At 35.7% G+C, this 21,615-nt stretch carries 24 protein-coding genes and 1 tRNA gene; 13 read left to right on the forward strand and 12 right to left on the reverse strand.

All coding sequences use genetic code 11. The features are described 5' to 3' along the window. The first annotated feature begins 428 nt into the window (after positions 1-428). From gatB to G580_RS0104430, 5 genes are read left to right on the forward strand one after another with little or no spacing between them, the layout of a single operon-like run. Positions 429-1,859 (forward strand): Asp-tRNA(Asn)/Glu-tRNA(Gln) amidotransferase subunit GatB, encoded by a 1,431-nt coding sequence (gene gatB / locus G580_RS0104410; protein WP_028841198.1) that lies wholly within the window; start codon positions 429-431, stop codon positions 1,857-1,859. Positions 1,860-1,903: 44 nt separating this feature from the next. Next, positions 1,904-2,986, forward strand: a complete 1,083-nt coding sequence (gene mtnA / locus G580_RS0104415; protein ID WP_028841199.1) for an S-methyl-5-thioribose-1-phosphate isomerase — start codon at positions 1,904-1,906, stop codon at positions 2,984-2,986. Further along, entirely contained in the window at positions 2,976-3,599 is a 624-nt protein-coding gene (locus tag G580_RS0104420; protein ID WP_028841200.1) for a redox-sensing transcriptional repressor Rex, read from the forward strand. The genes mtnA and G580_RS0104420 overlap by 11 nt, the downstream gene beginning before the upstream one ends. A 41-nt stretch (positions 3,600-3,640) precedes the next feature. Then, positions 3,641-4,081 (forward strand): dUTP diphosphatase, encoded by a 441-nt coding sequence (locus tag G580_RS0104425; RefSeq protein ID WP_028841201.1) that lies wholly within the window; start codon positions 3,641-3,643, stop codon positions 4,079-4,081. After that, positions 4,078-5,034 carry an FAD-dependent thymidylate synthase gene (locus G580_RS0104430; RefSeq protein ID WP_028841202.1) on the forward strand — a complete coding sequence of 319 codons (957 nt, stop codon included), beginning with the start codon at positions 4,078-4,080 and terminating at the stop codon, positions 5,032-5,034. Before G580_RS0104425 ends, G580_RS0104430 begins: the two co-directional genes overlap by 4 nt. Here the strand turns inward: G580_RS0104430 and G580_RS09975 are convergent. From G580_RS09975 to G580_RS0104450, 4 genes are all read right to left on the reverse strand, one after another. After that, positions 5,031-5,264 carry an FmdB family zinc ribbon protein gene (locus tag G580_RS09975; RefSeq protein WP_038041571.1) on the reverse strand — a complete coding sequence of 78 codons (234 nt, stop codon included), beginning with the start codon at positions 5,262-5,264 and terminating at the stop codon, positions 5,031-5,033. The genes G580_RS0104430 and G580_RS09975 overlap by 4 nt on opposite strands. A 120-nt stretch (positions 5,265-5,384) precedes the next feature. Next, entirely contained in the window at positions 5,385-5,912 is a 528-nt protein-coding gene (gene infC / locus G580_RS0104440) for a translation initiation factor IF-3 (RefSeq protein ID WP_028841203.1), read from the reverse strand. Positions 5,913-5,992: 80 nt separating this feature from the next. Further along, entirely contained in the window at positions 5,993-7,936 is a 1,944-nt protein-coding gene (thrS, locus tag G580_RS0104445) for a threonine--tRNA ligase (RefSeq protein WP_028841204.1), read from the reverse strand. A gap of 36 nt (positions 7,937-7,972) precedes the next feature. Beyond that, positions 7,973-8,047 (reverse strand) — tRNA-Val (locus G580_RS0104450). Positions 8,048-8,224: 177 nt separating this feature from the next. Between G580_RS0104450 and lpxD the strand changes: the two genes are divergently transcribed. Continuing rightward, entirely contained in the window at positions 8,225-9,247 is a 1,023-nt protein-coding gene (gene lpxD, locus G580_RS0104455; RefSeq protein ID WP_028841205.1) for a UDP-3-O-(3-hydroxymyristoyl)glucosamine N-acyltransferase, read from the forward strand. A 34-nt stretch (positions 9,248-9,281) separates the two neighbouring features. Here lpxD and G580_RS09980 read toward each other — a convergent pair whose 3' ends face one another. After that, positions 9,282-9,440, reverse strand: a complete 159-nt coding sequence (locus G580_RS09980; protein ID WP_038041573.1) for a bacterioferritin-associated ferredoxin — start codon at positions 9,438-9,440, stop codon at positions 9,282-9,284. A 24-nt stretch (positions 9,441-9,464) separates the two neighbouring features. Beyond that, on the reverse strand, positions 9,465-9,983 hold the full coding sequence (locus G580_RS09985) for a flavin reductase family protein (RefSeq protein WP_051173091.1): 519 nt from the start codon (positions 9,981-9,983) through the stop codon (positions 9,465-9,467). A 192-nt stretch (positions 9,984-10,175) separates the two neighbouring features. On the opposite strand from G580_RS09985, the gene G580_RS10990 reads away from it, so the two are divergent. After that, on the forward strand, positions 10,176-11,078 hold the full coding sequence (locus tag G580_RS10990) for a GGDEF domain-containing protein (RefSeq protein WP_051173093.1): 903 nt from the start codon (positions 10,176-10,178) through the stop codon (positions 11,076-11,078). Here the strand turns inward: G580_RS10990 and tadA are convergent. From tadA to kdsA, 6 genes are read right to left on the reverse strand one after another with little or no spacing between them, the layout of a single operon-like run. Beyond that, entirely contained in the window at positions 11,068-11,538 is a 471-nt protein-coding gene (gene tadA / locus G580_RS09995; protein ID WP_038041575.1) for a tRNA adenosine(34) deaminase TadA, read from the reverse strand. The genes G580_RS10990 and tadA overlap by 11 nt on opposite strands. A gap of 6 nt (positions 11,539-11,544) precedes the next feature. After that, a complete protein-coding gene (gene ispH / locus G580_RS11270) occupies positions 11,545-13,188 on the reverse strand; it encodes a 4-hydroxy-3-methylbut-2-enyl diphosphate reductase (protein ID WP_083960799.1) in 1,644 nt (547 codons plus the stop codon). Then, positions 13,185-13,934 (reverse strand): RadC family protein, encoded by a 750-nt coding sequence (radC, locus tag G580_RS10005; RefSeq protein WP_051173095.1) that lies wholly within the window; start codon positions 13,932-13,934, stop codon positions 13,185-13,187. The genes ispH and radC overlap by 4 nt, the downstream gene beginning before the upstream one ends. Before the next feature lie 17 nt (positions 13,935-13,951). Continuing rightward, complete coding sequence (gene lptC / locus G580_RS0104490) at positions 13,952-14,431, reverse strand: LPS export ABC transporter periplasmic protein LptC (protein WP_028841206.1); 480 nt, start codon at positions 14,429-14,431, stop codon at positions 13,952-13,954. Further along, positions 14,398-14,931: a KdsC family phosphatase gene (locus G580_RS0104495; RefSeq protein WP_028841207.1), complete on the reverse strand. Its 534-nt coding sequence runs from the start codon at positions 14,929-14,931 to the stop codon at positions 14,398-14,400. Before G580_RS0104495 ends, lptC begins: the two co-directional genes overlap by 34 nt. Further along, positions 14,888-15,712 (reverse strand): 3-deoxy-8-phosphooctulonate synthase, encoded by an 825-nt coding sequence (kdsA, locus tag G580_RS0104500; RefSeq protein WP_028841208.1) that lies wholly within the window; start codon positions 15,710-15,712, stop codon positions 14,888-14,890. The genes G580_RS0104495 and kdsA overlap by 44 nt, the downstream gene beginning before the upstream one ends. Positions 15,713-15,797: 85 nt before the next feature. Between kdsA and G580_RS0104505 the strand changes: the two genes are divergently transcribed. From G580_RS0104505 to G580_RS0104530, 6 genes are all read left to right on the forward strand, one after another. Continuing rightward, positions 15,798-17,360, forward strand: coding sequence for a radical SAM protein (locus G580_RS0104505; protein ID WP_028841209.1), 1,563 nt, complete (start codon positions 15,798-15,800; stop codon positions 17,358-17,360). A 65-nt stretch (positions 17,361-17,425) separates the two neighbouring features. Then, entirely contained in the window at positions 17,426-17,731 is a 306-nt protein-coding gene (locus tag G580_RS0104510) for an MTH1187 family thiamine-binding protein (RefSeq protein WP_245542841.1), read from the forward strand. A 19-nt stretch (positions 17,732-17,750) separates the two neighbouring features. Next, on the forward strand, positions 17,751-18,953 hold the full coding sequence (locus tag G580_RS0104515) for an argininosuccinate synthase (RefSeq protein WP_028841211.1): 1,203 nt from the start codon (positions 17,751-17,753) through the stop codon (positions 18,951-18,953). Further along, complete coding sequence (gene fsa, locus G580_RS0104520; RefSeq protein WP_028841212.1) at positions 18,950-19,606, forward strand: fructose-6-phosphate aldolase; 657 nt, start codon at positions 18,950-18,952, stop codon at positions 19,604-19,606. Before G580_RS0104515 ends, fsa begins: the two co-directional genes overlap by 4 nt. A gap of 23 nt (positions 19,607-19,629) precedes the next feature. Beyond that, the gene (locus G580_RS0104525) at positions 19,630-20,223 is read left to right on the forward strand and encodes a phosphatase PAP2 family protein (RefSeq protein ID WP_028841213.1); all 594 of its coding nucleotides are present in this window, start codon (positions 19,630-19,632) and stop codon (positions 20,221-20,223) included. Next, on the forward strand, positions 20,201-21,613 hold the full coding sequence (locus G580_RS0104530) for an ArnT family glycosyltransferase (protein ID WP_028841214.1): 1,413 nt from the start codon (positions 20,201-20,203) through the stop codon (positions 21,611-21,613). The genes G580_RS0104525 and G580_RS0104530 overlap by 23 nt, the downstream gene beginning before the upstream one ends. Positions 21,614-21,615: the final 2 nt, after the last annotated feature.

Consider the following 21,615-nt stretch of genomic DNA (forward strand, 5'->3'; position numbering starts at 1 on the left):
CCACTTCCTTTAATTAAGTCTGCTTTATACGAATTGAGGCAAATGTTTGTAAAGAGATTTTATAAGGAGACACAATTCTCTTGACAAGTGTCTAAGAAGCCTCCTTCCTAAAATTAGATATCGCTTCTTTAAATCCAGGTAAACTCCTACTCCTGTATCTCTCGTTCATCTCCAACAATACCAAATATACCACCTTGTAAATCTAACCGCTTCCCCTCCTTCTTAATTTTGAGTTTAACTTCATCATTTTTACCAGGAGAGGGAGCTTTTTACCCCAAAAATTTAGACACAATTAATGAAACACCACCTCATAGTAGATAAAAGGAAATTTTAAATACATCTTCTACAGGTTAATATTGACACAGAATAAAAAAATTGTATGATAACGTTTATATTCTCAATATCAAATTCCTCTAAAGGAGTGGTTTATGGAATTTGAGGCAGTAATAGGATTAGAAGTCCATGCCCAGCTTAACACCCAAACTAAGATGTTTTGCTCATGTTCCACCAAGTTTGGTAACCCGCCTAATACTCAAGTTTGTCCGGTATGTACAGGACAGCCAGGGGTACTTCCAGTAATCAATAAAAGAGCAGTAGAATTTGCTATAAAATTAGGTTTAGCCCTTGGTTGTAAAATCAACAAAACCTCTGTAATGGCTCGTAAAAACTATTTTTATCCAGACCTACCCAAAGGATATCAAATCTCTCAGTACGAACTTCCCATAGCTGAGGGCGGCGAAATAGAAATAGAGGTAAACGGGACACGGAAAATCATACCCTTAGTTAGGATTCATATGGAAGAAGATGCGGGTAAGCTAATCCATGACGAGAAACAACCCTTTTCTTACGTAGATTTTAACCGGTGCGGAACCCCACTTTTAGAAATAGTAAGCACTCCCACTCTTTCTTCCCCTGAAGAAGCTGTAGCTTATCTTAAAACTTTAAGAAGAATCGTAAGATATTTAGGTATTTGTGATGGAAACATGGAAGAAGGAAGTTTAAGATGTGATGCTAATGTTTCGGTTAGACCTAAAGGAAGTGATAAATTTGGTACTAAAGTAGAACTTAAAAACATGAACTCATTTAAACACGTAGAAAAGGCCTTATCTTACGAAATAAAAAGACAGATAGGATTGCTTCTCGAAGGTAAAACCATAGTTCAAGAAACCAGACTTTATGATGAAGCTACCCAAACTACCCATCCGATGAGAGGAAAAGAAGAAGCCCATGACTACTGTTATTTTCCTGATCCAGACCTTATAGAAATCCAGATTGATGATGACATGTTACAAAAGGTAAAAAATGAACTTCCAGAACTTCCTCATGTGAAAAAACAGAGATTTTTAATGCAATATCAACTCACCCCTTATGAAGTAGAAATTTTGATAGAAGAAAGAGATTTTGCTGAATTTTTTGAAAAAACCTTAGAATTTTATCCTAATCCAAAGATGGTTTCTAATTTTATGTTAACAGAAGTTTTGCGTTATTTAAATCGAGATAACATAACCATTACTCAGTCAAAACTTACCCCTGAAAACTTAGCCCAACTTCTTAAGTTGGTTGAAGATAACCTTATTTCTATAACCATAGCCAAACAAATCTTTCCAGAGGTTTACGAAAAGGGTGTTGATCCTAAAAAATTGGTAGAAGAAAAAGGGTTAGTCCAAGAAAGTTCAGAAGAAAAATTAAAGGCTATCTGCGAAGAAGTAATCAGAGAAAATCCTGCAGAAGTAGAAAAATATAAAGCAGGAAAAAAAGGATTACTTGGTTTCTTCGTAGGACAAGTTTTAAAGAAAACCCAAGGAAAAGCCAATCCTAAAGTAGTTAATAACCTTTTGGAGGAGTTGTTAGAAAAATGAAAAAGAAAAAAAACAACATAAAAGCCCCAGCTCAAGCAGACATAATACAGGCCTGGATCTGGGATGAAGAAGGACTTTTTTTATTAGACCAAAGAAAGCTTCCTTTAGAAGAAAAATATGTTTTTTGTAACACCGTAAATAAAGTCAGGAAAGCAATCAAAGAATTGGTAGTAAGAGGGGCTCCTGCTATCGGAATAAGTGCTGCCATAGGATTCACCATAGGGTTTAAAAACTTTTTAGAAAAAACTAAGACTAAAAAATTTTCCATCAAACGTATAAGCGAAGAAATAGGAAAGATTAGTCTACTTTTAGAAACAGCCAGACCTACGGCTGTTAACCTTAAATGGGCTGTAAACAGAATGAGAGGGGTTTGTGAAAAATTTCTTAAAGAGGTTGAAAAACAACCAATAACATTAAAAACTTTAACAAAGCTTTATTCTATTTTAGAAAAAGAAGCTTTAAAAATCTGGGAAGAAGACATAAAAGGAAATCTATCGATGGCAACCTTTGGGAAAGATCTTATTTCTGAGGGAGGGGTTCTCACCCATTGTAATACCGGAGCGTTAGCTACAGGAGGTTATGGAACAGCCTTAGGAGTGATAAGAGAGGCTTATAAACATAAAAAAATCTTTGTGTTCGTAGATGAAACAAGACCTTTTTTACAGGGTGCAAGACTTACTGCCTGGGAACTTAGTAAGCTTAACATACCTTATGCTATCATCACTGACAACTCTGCGGGCTATCTTATAAAAAAAGGGAAAATCAAGGCTATCATAGTAGGTGCTGACAGGATCGCCTTAAACGGAGACACAGCAAATAAAATAGGAACCTATAGTTTAGCTGTCCTTGCTAACTATCATAAAATACCCTTCTTTGTAGCTGCTCCATCCTCTACGTTTGATTTAGAAATCTCATCAGGAGAAGAAATTCCTATAGAAGAAAGAACCTCTAAAGAGGTACTCTCTTGTGGAAAATCGAGGATTGCTCCTTTAAATGCTAAGGCCTATAACTTTGCCTTTGACATAACACCAGGAGAGTTGATTACTGCTATCATTACAGAAAAAGGGGTGATATATCCTCCTTACAACCAAAATATACCGAAAATCATAAAAGGGAATGAAAATTAAGGACCTACCAGAAAACACCTTAGAAAGATTAATTTTTTATCTTAAGATCCTCGAAAGCCTTGAGGATAAAGGTATCGTTTCCCTTTCTTCTGGAGAGTTGGCAGAACTTGCTGGAGTAACCTCTGCTCAACTAAGAAAAGACTTAAACTTTTTAGGAACCCTTGGCACTAAAGGTGTAGGCTATAACGTTAAAACTTTAAAGTTTAATATAAAAAAATTCTTAGGTCTTTCCCGAGAATGGAACCTAATATTAGGGGGCATTTCTCCCTTAGGGATATTTCTGTTAGAAAATAAAGAACTCCAGAAAGAAGGCTTCTACTTTATGGCAGCCTTTGATACCAGAGAGGAGCATATAGGAAGAATCTATAACGGAATTTCTGTTTACAACTTAGACCAGGTTTCCTATGTGTTTAAAGCAATTCAAGTAGACATAGGAGTTATTACCGCAGAAGAAAACGCAGAGGTTTACATAAAGACTTTTTTGGATCATGGATTACAGGCTATTTTAAACCTAACCAAAATCCCATTTTTTTCCAGGAATGATTCAATTCGGATAGAAAACCTTTCGTTTAGTTTAGGTTTAACCAAATTATCTTATTTTTTAAGTAGATAAAAATTTAAGTAAATAAAAATGTAATCGTAAAAGGAGTTAAAATGAAGGTAGAGGTTTGGAAAAAGGACGAAAGAGCCAAGCTTCCTGAGAGAAGTACCGAGGGTTCGGTAGGATATGATATTTTTGCTTTGGAGGATTTAGAAATTTTACCAGGAGAGTTTAAACTTATAAGAACAGGTTTAGTCATGAAAGCTCCCTACCCTTATGCCCTTTTAATTTTTCCTCGTTCTTCCCTTTTTAAAAATAAAGGACTTATCCTTCCTAACTCAGCAGGAATTATTGACTTTGATTACTGTGGTGCTGAGGATGAGATAAAAATACCTGTAGTTAACATCACCCAAAAGACTGCTTTTATAAAAGCTCAAGAAAAGGTAGCTCAGGCCATATTTATCCAGGTGGGATTTCCTGAAATAGTAGAAACTAAAGAACCACCCCAAAAAGCTTCCAGAGGTGGTTTTGGGTCAACAGGTGGCTACAAATGAAACTTGAGAAGTTAAGACATCTTCAAAAAGAACTTATTTCTGTAGTATTTGAAAACTCTGATATTAAGGCTATCACTGATTTTCTTTTTTTTAGCTATTTAGGAGCAAGAATATGTTATGCCTCTTCCCATCCTTTGGCCCTTTTTTCTGAAGAAAAATTTAAAAACTTTGAGACCTTTAAAAATTTTCTTCTTCATCTAAAAAAATTAGAACACTACAGTGTTTTTGCCCATACTCCGGTTTTCGTCAACACTGAAAATATCGAAGTTGAGCAAAAACTTGTGCTTGCACAAATTTACTTTAAAGTATTTTGGGATGAACCTAAAAAACAGGCCTTGTTTAATCTTAGACATCTTGCAGAAAATCTTTCAGAGGAACAATTTGCTAAACTAATAGAAATTCCTCCTGACTTAACCTCGATTGAGATTGTTTATTTTAAAAATAACCAAAACTTATATCAGGGCACACTCTTAGAGTTCCCTTACCATCTTCTTGAAGAAGACCATAATAACTTTTTTGCTACCCCTGAGGTCATCATCATAAAACAACTGAAACCTTATCCCTTTAACTGGGTTGGAGTAATCGTTCATAATTTTTCAAGAATCTTTAGTCACCAATTCGTAAGACACACCTGGCTTAATTTCAATCAACGTTCTCATAGATATACCGAGGTTGACAAGTTTATCTTACCTAAAAATTTTAGCGACTACCATGTTAAAACCTACCAAGAAATCATAGAATATACGATGAAGTATTACAAAGATTTTATGAAAGAATTAAAAAGAGAAAGTGCAAGGTTTTTAGTTCCTCAAGGTGTAGCTACCACTCTTTTAGCTACAGGGCCAGAATTCGTATGGGAAGATTTTATCAACAAAAGGGCGATACCTCAAGCTCAAGAAGAAATAAAAAATTTAGCGTTCCTGTTAAAAGAACATCTTTTTAAGAATCGTTAGAATTTTTTTTGAGAACCCTCTTCTTTAGAATTGCTTTTCTGGCCTTTTTCTTTACGGGCATAATCTGTAACATACCAACCAGAACCTTTTAAAATAAAACCGGTATTTCCGATAAGTCTTCTTAACTCTCCTCCACACTTTTCGCAAGTTTTAAGAGGATCTTCAGTAATTTTTTGCCAAATCTCAAACTGCTGTCCGCAAGCCAAACACTCATATTCATAAATAGCCATAAGCAACCCCCTTCTCCAAAATTCAAAACTTACCTGTGAATTTGAAGAAAAAATTCGTTGGAAAATATAATGCAGAATGATAACTTTTAAAGAGGATTAAACACAAAAATTATTAAAAACCTATTTTTTGACCAAAGGAGCCAGGATGGTTATCAGCTGTTTTCCCTCTAACTTAGGAGGACTTTCCACCTGAGCCTTATCCTTTACCGCCTCCAAAATAGCTAGTAACACCTTATCTGCCATTTCGGGATGAGCTATTTCTCTTCCTTTAAAAACAATTCTCACCTTTACTTTATTTTTGTCTTCTAAGAACCTGATAATATGTTTAATTTTTACTTCCAAATCATGTTTATCTGTTTTAGGACTAAGTTTAATTTCTTTGGTTTCAACCTGAACCTGTTTCTTTTTAGCTTCTTTAGCTTTTTTAGCCTCTTGATATAAAAACTCTCCAAAATCCATTATTTTACATACAGGAGGGTTGGCAGTAGGGACTATTTCTACCAGGTCTAAACCATAATCTTCGGCATACCTTAAGGCTTCGTTTAAAGAAACAATACCTATCTGTCTACCCTCAGGACCTATCAGTCTCACTTCTTTAGCCTTAATCTGTTCATTAACCCGATATTTTTTCTTCAACTCTTTTTGCATGCTAACACTTTCCTCCTAAGTGAATTTTAGTTTTTGGAGATGTTAAAACCTTAACCTTAACCTTATGACGAAGAGAAAACCTAAGACCTTTCATTAAGTTGATAATAAGGCTGATTTTCAGTTTTTAGTTTAGAGATAAGATCTTCCAAGGAAAGATTGTTTAAGACCTCTCCTGTACGGGACCTAAGGCTTATCACTTGATTTTCTTCTTCTTTATCTCCAAGGATTATCATGTAGGGCACCTTTTCTTGTTGAGCTATCCTTATTTTATAGTTAAGTTTCTCACTTCTAAAATCTCTTTCTACTCTAAAACCTGCTTTTTCTAAAGTTTGAGCGACTTTCTCTGCGTAAGGAATGGTTCTATCGGTAATGGTTAAAACCTTTAACTGTACAGGTGAGATCCAAAAAGGAAAGGCGCCTGCATAGTTTTCTATCAAAACCCCTAAAAATCTTTCTAAAGACCCTAACAAAGCTCTATGCACCATGATAGGACGATAAAATTTATTGTCTTCTCCTACATAAACCAAATCAAACCTTTCAGGCAGGTTAAAATCTACCTGAATGGTAGAACATTGCCAAAAACGACCAAGGACATCTTTAATCTTAAGGTCTATCTTAGGGCCGTAAAAAACTCCTTCTCCCGGGTCTATCTCATAAGGAAGTCCCTTGTTTTCTAAAGCCTTTTTAAGCGCCTCTTCTGCTTTGTCCCAAACTTTAGGATCTCCTACAAACTTTTCTGGTCTGGTAGAAACGAAAATTTTGTATTCATAAAACCCAAACACCTTAAGAAAATAAACTACTAAATCAAGAACATTGGTAAGTTCCTCTTCAAGCTGATCCTCACGACAAAAGATATGGGCATCGTCCTGAGTAAATCCTCTAACCCTTAAAAGGCCATGTAAAACCCCACTTCTTTCAAAACGATATACCGTCCCAAGCTCACAAAAACGGATAGGAAATTCTCTGTAGCTCCTTCTTTTTTGGTTGTACACATATATATGGAAAGGGCAATTCATCGGTTTTAACTGATAAGCTCTGTTTTCAAGCTCCATAGAAGGAAACATGTTTTCTGCATAAAAATCTAAATGTCCAGAAACCTTCCACAGGTCTCTTAAGGCTATATGAGGGGTATATAATAACTGATATCCTCGGTTAAAATGTTCTTCTTTCCAAAAATTTTCTATCAAATTTCTAATAAGTGCACCTTTCGGCAGCCAGATAACTAATCCAGGACCTATGTCTTCTTCTATCGTAAAAAGCTCAAGCTCCTTTCCTAATTTTCTGTGGTCTCTCTTTTTGATTTCTTCAAGTCTTTTTAGATATTCCTCAAGATCTTCTTTACTAAAAAAAGCAGTTCCGTAAATACGCCATAACATAGGATTTTTTTCATCACCTCTCCAATAAGCACCAGACACAGAAAGAAGTTTTATTGCCTTGATGTCTCCTGTTGAAAGAATATGGGGACCTCTACAAAGGTCTACAAACTCTCCTTGAGTATAGACAGAAAGAACATCTTCGTTAATCTCTTTTATAAGTTCAAGCTTAAACTCCTCTTTTAACGAAGAAAACAGTTTTTCAGCTTCTTCTTTGCTAATTTCCTTCCTTTCTAACGGTAATCTTTTTTGAATGATTTCTTTAACTTTTTTTTCTATTTTCTGCAGATCTTCCTCATTAAAAGGTCTTGTATAATAGATGTCGTAATAAAAACCCTCTTCTATCGCAGGTCCTATACCTAACTTTGCCTCTGGAAAAAGCTCCTTTACTGCTTGAGCAAGGACATGGGAAGCAGTATGTCTCAAAAACCATAAAGCTTCTTTGTTGTCAGGATAAACAGGGATAAGCTCGATTACCTCTCCGTTGCCCAAAGAAGTAGTAATTGGTGTATGCCAATCTAAATACTCTTCTTGAAACTTAAAACCTACAGGAATTTTTTTGAAAACCTTTTTGATTTCAGATAAAATTGTTTTTAAAGGTTGACCTGGCTGAAGGTCAAACTCCCCGATGTCCCGAATAACTATTTTCAAACCTAAACCCTTTTCTCCTCAAGGTTTAAACAAAAATGGTAGGCGCGGGCGGGATCGAACCGCCGACCTCTTGCGCGTCAAGCAAGCGCTCTCCCACTGAGCTACGCGCCTATAGTCTAATTAATCCTTAAAATAACAAAATTTTGGCTTATGTCAAGGTAAAAAAATAAAAATGTACCTAAAAATTTTTAGCCTGTTTATACAATTTTAACGTCCCCCTCTGGATTTTGTCATAAAGAATTGTATCTTTAAATGTATCTTTAAATGAAAAAACACGGAGGTGAAAACTTGAAAGCTTATAAACTATCTTTTATAGCCAAAAAAATAGGAGGAGAACTGATAGGAGAAGACCTTGAAATAAGAGGAGTTAATGCCATTCCTCTTGCCAAAGAAGATGAATTAATTTTTATAGACTCTTTTAAAAAAGTACCTCAGGCTAAAGCCTCTAAAGCAAAAGCTGTGCTTTGTCCTAAGGGTTTGGCCAATCAATTAGAAGAAAAATCTGTGGTCGAGGTAAAGGAGGTTAGGTTAGCCTTTGCTAAGATTACTGAACTTTTTAAAAAGGAACCTCGTATAAGATGGGGAATAAGTGAAAAGGCATTTATAGAAGATGGGGTGGAAATAGAAGAACCAGTTGCTATTTATCCTAACGTATACATACAAACTGGGGCAAAAATCAAAAAGGGGGTGGTCCTTTATCCAGGAGTTTTTGTAGGGGCCTTTTGTGAAATCGAAGAAAACACAGTAGTCTATCCTAACGTCGTGCTATACCCCTATTCTAAGATAGGAAAAAACTCCATCATCCATGCAGGGGTGGTTATAGGAGCTGATGGTTTTGGTTTTGCTCAAGAACCTTCAGATGAAGGCTATAAAAACGTTAAAATCCATCATTTTGGAGGCGTCTTGATAGAAGATGACGTTGAAATAGGTGCTAATTCTACAGTTGATAGGGCTGTTTTTGGGTTTACTGTTATCGGAGAAGGAACTAAAATTGACAATTCTGTCCAAGTTGGGCATAACGTTAAAGTAGGAAAACAAAACATTTTAGTTTCTCATACTGCCATAGGAGGAAGTGCTGTTTTAGAAGATTTTGTGATGATTGCAGGACAGGTAGGAATAGCTCCTTCAGCTAAAATTGGCAAAGGTGCAAGAGTAGCAGCCAAATCAGGTGTGGTGGGAGAAATACCTCCCAACACCGAAGTAGCAGGAATACCGGCTATAAAAGCAAATGTTTGGAAAAGGGCAATAATAATCTTTGAGAAGCTCCCTGAAATATATAAAGAACTTAAAAAATTCCTAAAGATTTCTTAGTTTCTTCCACAATCCTGTGGACGTCTCCTAAACATCAGGTCTTCTTGGGATTTCTAAGATGACATTCGCATTGTGCTTTTCTTTTTTTATCCATGATAAACTCTAAAATTTCAGAACGTCCTTGGTTTTCTTTTACATCTCTTACGATATCCTCTTTAGCAAAACCAAAACAATAACACACCAATTCTTCCATATCTTTCATCCCTCTTTTTTCTCCTTATTTCACCATATAAACCTTTTTATCGCAGAAAACAAAAAATCTTCCTGTTTTATGTAAGGGTAACTTCCAAAACTCTTTAAAACCTTCTTCGTCAAAAGCTTTAGCCTCCCAAAACAAAACCTCTCCTATATAAAAAACATGATCTCCTACCTCGATACCCTCTAACACTTTACATTCAAAAGTTGCCATACTCTCCTCTAACAAAGGTAACTTGAAGTTAGGACTTGGTTTGGTTTTTATGGCAAATTTTTTAATTTTGTCAACCTCTCTTCCCTTGACAGAACCTACGTTAAAAATCAGCTCATAGTTTTCTGTTATGTTTACCGAAAAAGCTTGATACTTATCAATAAGCTCTTTAGTATAATGCTTAGTTGCACAGGCAAAACCTATAGTAGGAGGTTCCACAGAAATAGGGGTTACCCAGGAGCAAGCCATAAGATTAGCCTTTCCTTGTTCTACGTTTCCACTTCCTATGATTACAGCCGGTCTTGGATGAAAGGCCCTGTAAAATTTCATGTTTAGCCCCCTTTAGTTTTTTAAGCTTATATTTTAAACACTGGTTATTTTATCTTACCAAAATAAAAAAACAATAACTAACCCACCGGGTCATCAACCCTGATTTTTGTTGCTATTTATTATTGACAAAAAAAAATTTTAAGCTACTTTTTTTACTATTAATTATAAAAAACAATATTTAGAGGTAAATCCATGTTAATAAAAGACGTGATGATCGATGAAGTCTTTAAGGTTAACCCTGAAAGTAGCCTACTAGAATTGGTTTGTTGTTTTATAGATAAAGAGATTGGAAGTGTGGTTGTAGTAGATCAACAACAAAAACCCATACAGATTATTACTCTAAGAGACCTGCCTAAAATTTTCTTATTTGCCCCAACACCTTCTAACGTAGAAGAAGTTCTTCAGGCTTTAGGTAAAGACAAGAAATCTCTTATAACTGTTAAAGTTGAAATGCCCCTTATAGAAGCCATAAACCTTATGGCCAGGTTTAACATAAGCCATCTTCCGGTAGTTGATGATAATTCTAAACTGTTAGGTCTTCTAAGCTTAAAAGACATAATAAAGTCTGTACCTAACATGATGTATATAGACCATCTTACTGGGCTAAACAACAGACTTTACCTTGATTTGCTAATCCCTAAACTTAAAAGAACTAAAGGTCCTATTGGTTTTATTATGGCAGACATAGACAACTTCAAAAACATAAACGACATCTATGGACATCTGGTAGGAGATGAAGTTTTAAAGGCAGTTGCCAAGACCTTGAGAAAAAACGTAAAAATAAGTGATGAGGTTATAAGATATGGAGGAGAAGAATTTTTAATCATCCTCTACAGGTGTGATTTAGACAAGGTAAAAATGGTTGGAGAAAGGTTGAGAGAACGGGTTATGGAAATAAGTTTTGAAAATAATCCTAATCTAAAGGTTACGATCAGTTTAGGGGGTTGTGAATACAGAGGAGAAAAAAACATAATGGGATACATTTCTTTAGCTGATCAAGCGCTTTATCGGGCAAAACAGTTAGGTAAAAACCGGGTTGAAGTTTTAAGATTAGAGGAAAAAAATGAATTTTGTGAGATAGGCCCTATTTTATAGTCTCTCTCTTTAGTCTAAAGAATTCTTTTAAAAGTTGGGCTGCTTGTTGCTTCAATAAACCTTCTTTCATTTTAATCCTGTGGTTTAACCTTAGATCACTGATTATTTGATAGAGGCTAACACAAGCCCCTGTTTTTTCATCTCTGGTAGCAAAGATCAATTCTTCTATTCTTGCAAGCACAAGAGCATAGGCACACATCGCACAGGGCTCAAGGGTCACATACATCTTACATCCCAAAAGTCTAAAATTACCAATCCTTTGACAGGCCTCTCTTATGGCTAAGATTTCGGCATGAGCTGTTGGGTCGTTTTGTTTTAGAATTTGATTTCTTCCTCTACCTATGATTTCTCCTTTAGGAGAAACAATCACTGCCCCCACAGGTACTTCATCTTCTTCAAAGGCTTTTAAAGCCTCTTTTAAAGCCTCTTCCATAAAATATAAGTCCTCTTCTCTGAACATCTCATACTACCCTAAACTTCTGATCAAAAGCCCACAGACTAAAAAAGTCAAGGAAACCATAATCACCAAGGTTTCTAAGTACACCACCTGGCCAAGAGGTCTTTTTTTCACTATCAAACTAAGTAAATAAGCTACCCCCCAAATCAGATAAAATACCCCGAACTTGTAATCTAAAAAACTTGTTAAAATAGTAATCAACAGTCCTCCTAAAACTAATAAGGTTAAAACTTTAAAGAAAATTTTTGGTTCATACGAAAAGGTAGAAAGCATAAAATTTTTCGGTAAAAAGCCATCGGTCTGAAAATAAACTATCTCTAAATAAAGTTTTAGGTATAAAATCACAAAAACAACTTGTAAAAAAATAACTCCAAAACTAAAAGTCCAAAAAGGATATAAATAAAGAGAAAGGGCTGACAAGAAAAGTATCTCCCAAAAAAAGGTTATCGGACTTCGATAAGTAAGAAAGTCAATCAACAAAAGTGCTATCACTAAACTTATTATCCTTGGTTTATAAAAAAAAGCGGTTATTAAGGTAAAAAAACCCGTTAGCACAGCAAAAAACAAAAGTTTTTTTTGATTTTGAGAAAGAAACCTGTGTTTTATCGGAAGGTAAAACTTAAAACTTTCTTTTAAAAGATTTTGGTTTAAAAGGTTTCTAAAAAGGCTAAAACTTAAAAACCATAAAAGAAGATAAGAAAACTTAGAGTTTAAAGGATGGTTAATCCCTAACAACAGCCCAAGAAAAATTAAAAATAGGGTTAACGACCAGGTAGCCGAAGAAAAACACATAGCTTTTAAAAACTTATAAAAAAAAGAAGTTCTATTCTTTAAAAAATCGACTACCTCGTTGATTAGCCAGTTAGGGGTTGAGGCTCCTGCGGTTATACCTACTTTTTTGTGTTTCTTCAAATCTTCCCAAGAAAGTTCTTCAGGACTTTCGATAAGAAATACATCTTTATTTTCTTTCTTAGCTACCTCTGCTAAGCGGTTAGTGTTGGCACTAAACTTTCCTCCTATAACTACGATAGCCGAACATTCCTCACAAAGCTTTCTAACCTCGTTTTGCCTGACTGCTGTGGCATTACAGATGGTATTGATGATCTTTCCGTTAGGATAAAGAGACGTTATCCTTTTAGAAAGATGGTTAAACAGTTTTTCGTCTTGGGTAGTTTGAGAAAGAATAACATAATTTTTAAGAGGTGGAAGGTTTATAACGTCTTCTTCTGAAGAAACCACATATCCTTTACCTTCACAATAACCAAGAATACCTTTTACTTCTGCATGATCTTTATCACCTATGATCACTACCTCTTTTCCCTCTGATACAGCTTTTTTGGCCAAAGCCTGAACCTTAAGGACCCTGGGACAGGTCCCATCTATAACCTTATGTTTTTCTGCCAATGCTTTATATTCTTTTGGAGGTACCCCATGGGCACGAATGATTACCATTCCTGAGGGAAGGTTTTCTTTAAAATTTTTCAACACTCTTACCCCAAAAATATCAAGAAGTTTTAAGGTCTGAGGATTATGGATTAAAGGACCATAAGTATAGATGGATGATTCTTTCTCGTTTAAAGCCTTTAATACTAAATTTACCGCCCTTCTTACACCCATGCAAAAGCCAGCTTTTTTAGCGATCTTTATCTTCATAAGATTTCTCTCCTTATCTCTGCCTTTAACCTATCTATATCCCCCTTTTCAGCCAAGCTGTAATAACCATTCTTACCTATGATAACATGGTCAAGTACCTTAATCTGAAGAAGTTCTCCTGCCAAAACAAGTCTTTTAGTAAGCATTAAATCCTCTTTAGAAGGGGTAGGATCTCCAGAAGGATGGTTATGGACGATCACTATGGAAAGAGCCTTTTTCTCCAGCGCTTTTTTAAAGATTTCTCTTGGATATACCGCACTTTCATGTAAAGTTCCTTCAAAAAGGGTTTCTCCTCCTAAAACCTTAGATTTAGTATCAAGAAAAAGAACTTTTAACACCTCTCGGTCTAAATTTTGCATTTCATATTTAAGATATTCGTATACCTCTTGCGGAGACCTTAGGTATTCTGACTTTGTCGCCCTACTCTGAAGATATCTTCGAGCAACCTCATGGATAACCTTTAAAGGTAAAATAGCTTTTTCCTTAAGTCCCTTAAACTTTTTAAGTTCTTCTAAAGGAGCATCAAGTACTTGGTCTAAAGTCTTATATTGCTCTAAAAGAGCTCTTGCAAGTTTTCTGGTATCTCTATAAGGTAGGCTAAACATCAAGAGAAGCTCAAGCAAGTCTTCATCTGTAAAACTTTTTGACCCTTCTTTAAGAAACCGTTCTTTTACCCTGGATCTGTGTCCTTTGGCCTTTTCATAAGCCTCTATCAAAATTTTTTGAGAATATTTTTTTTCAGACATGTTAGAAGATAATAAGTTTAAAAACTCATCTGAAATTGAGCCCTTCCTTGCACCTGAAAATTACCTTCTTTTATATTATAGGTCATACCCTTTCCTCTAACTAACATCCCTTTTTGTTTTACTAAAACCTCTCTTTCCGTAAAAAGATAATTCTTCTTAGGGAAAAATATCAACTCTTCGGTATATACTTCTCCGTGGTTTTCAGTAAGCAATTTTACATTGCCTTGAAAAACTATTTTGTCCTCTTTCGGATAGTAATAACCTCTCTGAGAAGAGACGTTAATTCCTTTGGATGGACTGATTAAAGTTAAACCTTCTGCCCAAAAGGCACCTTCTTTATCACGTTTAAAGAAAGATGCTTTAAGCTTCCAAAGAAGTCCTTCTTTACTGTAAAAACTGTACTCCAAATCTTTGGCTACCATACGAAAATCTTTGGATAAAGAAGGAAAAACTAAACACAACACTAAGATAGATAAAATTGCAACGACTCTTCCCATTTTCCCTTAGCCTTTAAAATAAGGTCACAAACCTCCCTTACAGCCCCCTTTCCTCCAGGGAAATTGGTTATGTAATGGACATACTCATTTACCGGAGGCCATCCATTAGGAACTCCTATGGCTAACCCTACCCTTTTTAACACAGGAAGATCTATCCAATCATCTCCCACATAGGCAATTTCTTCGTCTTTAAGACCTTTTTCTTGTTTGATCTTCTCATATATTTTAAGTTTGGTTAATTCTCCTTGAAAGACAAAGATGATACCTAACTCTTTGGCTCTGTGCTGGGTAACTTGAGAAAACCTGCTTGAAAGGATGGCTACTTCAACTCCAATTTTTTGTAAAAGTTTTATTCCCATTCCGTCAAGAACATTAAAATGTTTAACCTCTTCCCCTTCACTGGTAAGGATGATCCTTCCATCGGTAAGCACACCGTCTACATCTAACAGAAGTAACTTAATTTTCCTCGCTTTTTGTAGAATTTCTTGAGGAAAGTCCATGTTTTTCTAACACCTCTCTTAAATCTTTAATTTGATAAAGTAGAGGATCTAACCACCTAAGAGGTAAAGAATTGGCTCCATCACAAAGGGCTTTTTCTGGCTCTGGATGAACCTCCATAAAAATCCCATCTACTCCTACTGCTACTGAAGCTCTCACCAAATATGGGATAAACTCTCTTTCCCCTCCAGATTTACCTTCTCCTCCTCCAGGAAGCTGAACGCTGTGGGTAGCGTCAAAAATAACCTTATCACTAAACCTCTGCATTATAGGAATGCCTCTAAAGTCTACCACCAAATTTCTGTACCCAAAGGTATAACCTCGCTCGGTAGTCCATACCTCTTGAGAGGTAAACTGTTTAGCCTTTTCTACTGCGTATTTCATATCCCAAGGGGAAACAAACTGACCTTTTTTGATGTTGACCACTTTTCCAGTTTTTGCTGCCTCTACTAACAGGTCAGTTTGTCTACAAAGAAAGGCTGGGATCTGAATAACATCCACCACCTCAGCTACAGGTTTAACCTGCCAGGTTTCATGAACATCGGTAGTAACAGGAACCCCTATTTGGGTCTTCACCTCGTATAACCAAGCAAGACCTTTTTCAAGTCCAGGTCCTCGATAGGAAAAAATAGAGGTCCTGTTAGCCTTATCAAAAGAGGCCTTAAACACGAACTCAAAATCATACTTAGTAAGAAGCTCTTTAAGTTCCTTGGCTATATAAAGGGTCAACTCAAGGTCTTCTAAAACACAGGGCCCTGCTATGATTAAAAACCTGTTCTTCATAACCATTACCTTTCTTAGAATTTCAAATTTTTAAAAAGTATTTTATAATCAATTTGACATACTTGCAACCCTGGGAAAAAACTACATGGACTATACAAAGTTTGAAAAAAATTTCTTTCGTAAAAAATGGACAGGAAGAATTTCTATAGCTTTAGTATTTCCTAATCATTATCAAGTTGGCATGTCTAACTTAGGATTTCTTTATGTATATCAAAGACTTAACTTTTATCAAGAAATAGTATGCGAACGGGTGTTTTTACCAGAAAAAGATGAAAAAATAAGGTCTATTGAAAGCTATCGTCCTCTTAAAGATTTTAACCTTGTAATTTTTTCCATACCCTTTGAAGTAGACTATATAAATGTTTTAAAAATCCTACAAAAAGGAGAACTTGGGTTAGACCCTACTCAAAGGACACAACCTGTGTTAGCAGGAGGAGTGGCTACTTGGTTAAACCCTGAGCCAATTTCTTCTTTTGTCGATGCTTTTTTACTTGGAGAATGGGAAGAAATAGAAAAGAAGATAGTTCCTTTTTTTATAGAACATTTTAACGACAAAAAAACACTCCTTGAAAAATTAAGCACTTTAGACTTTGTTTACCTTCCTATGTCCTCTGACCAAAAGAAAATAAAAGTAGCCAAAGTAAAAAAACCAGAAAAGATGGTTTATTCAGATCTTATCAGTCAAAAAGCAACGTTTTCTGAAACCTATCTTATAGAAGTAGCCAAAGGCTGTGGGAGAGGTTGTAGATTTTGCGCCTCAGGTTTTATGTATCGTCCTCCCAGAGGTTATCCAGAAAAATCTCTATCTGAAGTGCTACAAAACATCCCAGAAAATTCTAAGGTTGGTATAGTAGGGCTTGAATTTGTCGATAGAAAAGAAATTCTCAAGTTTGGCAAAAAGCTTTTAGAGAAAGGTTGTATCCTTAACTTTTCTTCTCTTAGGATAGATGCCTTAAACGAAGATTTTTTAGAACTTTTAAAAGGGACAAAAAGTGTAGCCATTGCACCTGAAACAGGGTCTCAAAAACTTAAAAAAGTTATTAATAAAAACCTCAGCCCAGAAGAAATCTTTGAGGTGTTAGAAAAATTTCAGCAAAGAGGTTTAAAAAACATAAAATTTTATTTCATGTTAGGAATACCCTTTGAAAACCAAGAGGATTTAGAAGAAACGGTGAAGTTTATAAAAAAGATACTCGCACAAAGATACAACCTTAATCTTTCTTTTACCTTCTCTTTCTTTGTTCCTAAACCTCATACCCCTTTTCAATGGACAAAATTTTTAGGTTTAAAGGATTTAAAAGAAAAAGAGAAATGGATAAAAAAAGAATTAGGACATGTTAAAAACCTAAAGGTTGAACCTCCTGAGGAGGCACTTTTACAAACTCTGATAGCCCGAGGTAACAAAGAATTAAAAGATTTTTTAATTAGTTTAGCTCAAGGGCCAAACCTTAAAAAGGTTATAAAAAGTATGCCTAAGGTTTTAGAAAGTTTGTGCCCCCAAGATTCGTTAGAGACAGAATTCCCATGGGATAAAATAGAGTTAGGGGTAAAGAAAGAGTTCCTATGGAATGAATGGCAAAAGGCAAAAAACTTAAAACTAACTGGTTTTTGCCATCCTGAGAAATGTAAACTCTGTGGAGCCTGCTAAAAGCAAACAGATTGAGTTGCTATCCAAAAAACCTGTGGTAAAATATTTGTATTATGAGTGTGTTGATGGCGATAAGCATCTTTCCGGTAGATAAGGGAGAAAGTTTAAGTAGTTTTGTAGCTAGGGCTGTAAAGATAATAAAAGAGTCTAACTATCCTTATGTAGTTACTCCTATGGAAACGGTGGTAGAAACAGAATCGATAGAAGAGGCTTTGAAGCTTGCCGAAGAGTGTTTTAAAGCTTTAGAAGTAGATTGCAACAGGATCATCGTTAACATAAAAATCGACTATAGAAAAGGGAAATCAGGTCGTATCAAAGGAAAAGTCGAATCGGTACAAAAGAAGATCAACGAACCCTTAAGTACTATCTAAGAAGGAGGTTTTTTCTCAGATGCCTAAGAAAATTGTCTTAGCTTATTCTGGTGGGCTTGATACTTCAGTAATTTTAAAATGGCTTATAGAAAAATATCGATGTCCGGTGATTGCCTTTTGTGCAGACCTTGGACAAGAAGAAGACTGGGAAGAGATTAAACAAAAAGGACTTAGTTGTGGAGCTGAAAAGGTTATCATAAGAGACCTTAAAGAGGAGTTTGTGAAAGAATATGTATTTTTTGCCATAAAAGCTGGAGCAAGATATGAAGACTGGTATCTCATGGGAACCTCTCTTGCTCGCCCACTTATCGCTAAAGAACAGATAAAGATTGCCCTTGAAGAAGGGGCTGATTCCGTAGCCCATGGAGCAACAGGAAAGGGAAACGACCAAGTAAGATTTGAACTTACTTTTTCCGCCTTGGCTCCTCATCTTAAAGTAATTGCACCCTGGAGAGAATGGGATTTTAAAGGAAGGCAAGACCTGATTGCTTACGCCCAAAAACATGGTATCCCAATTCCAGTAACCCCAGAAAAACCCTATAGCATCGATGCCAACCTTTTTCATATAAGCTATGAAGGAGGTATTTTAGAAGACCTGTGGACCGAACCACCAGAAGATATGTTCCTTATGACAGTATCTCCTGAAAAGTCACCTGATAAACCAGAATATATCGAGATAGAGTTTGAAAAAGGAGAACCAGTAGCAGTTAACAGAGAAAAATTAAGCCCTGCTAACCTTCTAAAGAAACTCAACGAAATAGGAGGAAGACACGGGGTTGGCAGAATCGACATGGTAGAAAATCGGTTTGTAGGACTTAAAAGCCGAGGCATTTACGAAACCCCAGGAGGAACCATCTTACATATAGCCCATAGAGCTTTAGAACAGATTACACTTGATAGAGAGGTAATGAGGCTTAAAGATAGTCTTATGCCTAAGATAGCAGAAATGATATATTATGGTTTTTGGTTTAGTCCTGAGTTTCAGGCGTTGAAAACCATGGTAGAACAAACTCAAGAAAGGGTTTCTGGAACGATAAAAGTTAAACTTTATAAAGGAAATGTAATGATAGCAGGGAGAAAAAGTCCTAACAGTCTATATAAAAAGCGTTTGGTGAGTTTTGAGGAAAAAGAAGGATACAATCCTAAGGACGCAGAAGGTTTTATAAGACTTCAGGGATTGAGATTGAAAATCTACAACCTATCGAAGGAGGAGGAAGCATGAAAATCTTTGTTGACACCGCTAAGATCGAAGAAATCAGAAAGGTTAAGGAATGGGGTATCCTTGATGGAGTAACTACCAACCCTACCCTTCTTTCTCAAACAGGGAAACCTTGGAAGGAAGCTGCCCTTGAGATTTTAAAGGAAGTCCCAGATTTGCCGGTTTCTTTAGAGGTTTTAGCTACAGACTTTGAGGGTATTGTTAAAGAAGCGAAAGAACTGGCTAAGATGGGAGATAATGTAGTTATTAAAATCCCCTTTACTGTAGAAGGGATAAAAGCTGTCCAAGCCTTGGCTGCAGAGCAAATTCCCACAAACGTTACCTTAGTTTTCAGTCCTATGCAAGCTCTTATTGCTGCCAAAGCAGGAGCCACCTATGTTTCTCCCTTTGTAGGAAGAATAGATGACATCTCTTATGATGGAATATCTGTCCTGGAAGAAATCATCCAGATTTATGCAGCTTATGGGTTTGAAACTGAAATCATCGCTGCAAGTATACGTCATGTAGACCATGTAAGAAAATGTGCTCTTTTAGGGGTAGACATTGCAACCATTCCTTTTAAAGTAATAGAACAGATGTTTAAGCATCCTCTCACTGACATAGGCCTTGCTAAATTTTTAGAGGATGCTAAAAAAGCCAACATTTCTATCCTGTAAAAGCCTGAGTTTTAAGGGTTGCCTTGTTTTTATGTGAGTTAGACCTCAAATTATTTTATGTTATCAACCATTTTAGACATAGGTTGTTAGACTTAACCTTACCTTATTTTAGCCATCCAGACCTTATTTATGTCTTTTTTGTTACGTCTGGATGGCTTATCCTTAAAAAGAAAACTTTACTACAAAGTTTGATAATCTGGATTTTTTTAATCTTAGGGTATGTATGGGTAGATTTTAGCTGTGCTAAAATTCTTAAGCCTTATTTCCAAAGACCAAGACCTTTTGTATCTCAGGAAAACCTTTATTATTACTCTGATCAAAAACATCGGTACCTTAACCAACCTTTAAAAAAAGACACTTCCTATAGTTTTCCTTCAAATCATGCTTCAAATGTTGCTTTTACTTCTGTTTACTTAAGTCTTTTTTATCCTCCTTTTGCCTGGGGCTGGACGTTGTTTATGTTGTTGGTAGGTTGGTCAAGGATATACCTTGGACACCATTATCCCTTTGATGTGCTGTTTGGTTTTTTCTGGGGTGGTTTTTGGGGATGGACGTTTTATCTTTTGGTAAAAACCCTTCTTAAAAAGTTAAGATATGAAGAAAAATTTTCTGCCTAAGCCACTTTTCTTTTTATTCTTTTTGTTCTTGATAAAACTCTTATATCTACTGCTTTTAAACCTGCCTCTTTCTTATGACGAGTCTTATTATTGGGACTGGTCAAGAGATCTTGCTTGGGGATACTACAGTAAACCACCGATGGTTGCATGGTTAATTAAGATTTCAACCGGTTTTTTTGGAAATTATGAATGGGCAGTCCGCTTACCTGCACTTTTTTCTATTACCTTTACCACCTTATTTTTTTATCTAATCCTAAAAAAACGCATTCCTTATGAGAAGGAACTTTTTTTAGGCTTAACCTGTCTTAGCTTAATACCTTTACTTACTGTTTACAGTTTTATCATGACCATAGACCCTCCTCTTATACTTTTTTGGACTGGAGCTACCTATTTTTTCTTAAATTATTTAGAAACGCTAAGGATAAAAGAGGCTTTCTTGGCTGGTCTTTTTATGGGCTTAGGTCTTCTTACCAAACAGACGATGTTAGGTTTTATAGCGATTGCCATAGGATATATCCTATGGTTTAAAAGACCTGCCTTAAAAAAAACTGTAACTTTTCTTATGTTTGGATTACCTTTCTTGATGATTCTACCCAATCTTTATTGGAACTGGATAAATGGTTTTGTTATGTTTAAACATACAGAGGAACATTTTTCAAGAACCGGGATAGAGTTATCCAAAGGACTAAAAACAATTCTTGAGACTTTACTACTCTATACCCCTTTAGCTTTAGGTTTTATACTCATGGCACTAAAAAACTTAAAAGATGAGATATACAAAACCAGAGATTTTATTTATTTTCTTGGGCTTCCGTCTTTATTATTCCTGGGGCTTTCTTTTATGGTAGAAATAAACGCAAACTGGATCTTACCTTTTATGGTTTCAGGACTAATCTGGGTAGTTTATACCCTTCCTTTTCCCAGATTTATCACTTTTCTCAGGCTTAACCTCCTTTATGGTCTTTGTTTCCTTATACTGACCCTGTCATTTGGAGCCTTTTTTGACCGCTTTCCTGACGTTACCCGAAACCTTTTAAAAAAATTTTTAGGATGGAGAGAACTTGCCTCTTATGTTGAGACCTTTTATGATAGGAAAATTCCTATCGTTGCCTCTTATCGAGATATAGCTTCCTCTTTAGCCTTTTATCTAAAATCTCACCCAGAAAACATTTATGTAGTACAAAAGCACCCTTACCCACAAAATCAATACCATCTATGGAGAAAAGACTCAGATTTATCAGGAAAAGAGGTTATCTTTATCCAAAAGAACCCTATTCCTCCTAAAAACCTCAGGAACCCTGTTAAACTTGGGGAAGTTCGGGTTAAAATATCTAAAAAAACTTATAAAGAGTTTTTTATCTGGAAAGGAATTTGGGAAAAGGAAGGATAAAA

The sequence above is a fragment of the Thermodesulfobacterium hveragerdense DSM 12571 genome, from assembly GCF_000423845.1.
Classification (GTDB): domain Bacteria; phylum Desulfobacterota; class Thermodesulfobacteria; order Thermodesulfobacteriales; family Thermodesulfobacteriaceae; genus Thermodesulfobacterium; species Thermodesulfobacterium hveragerdense.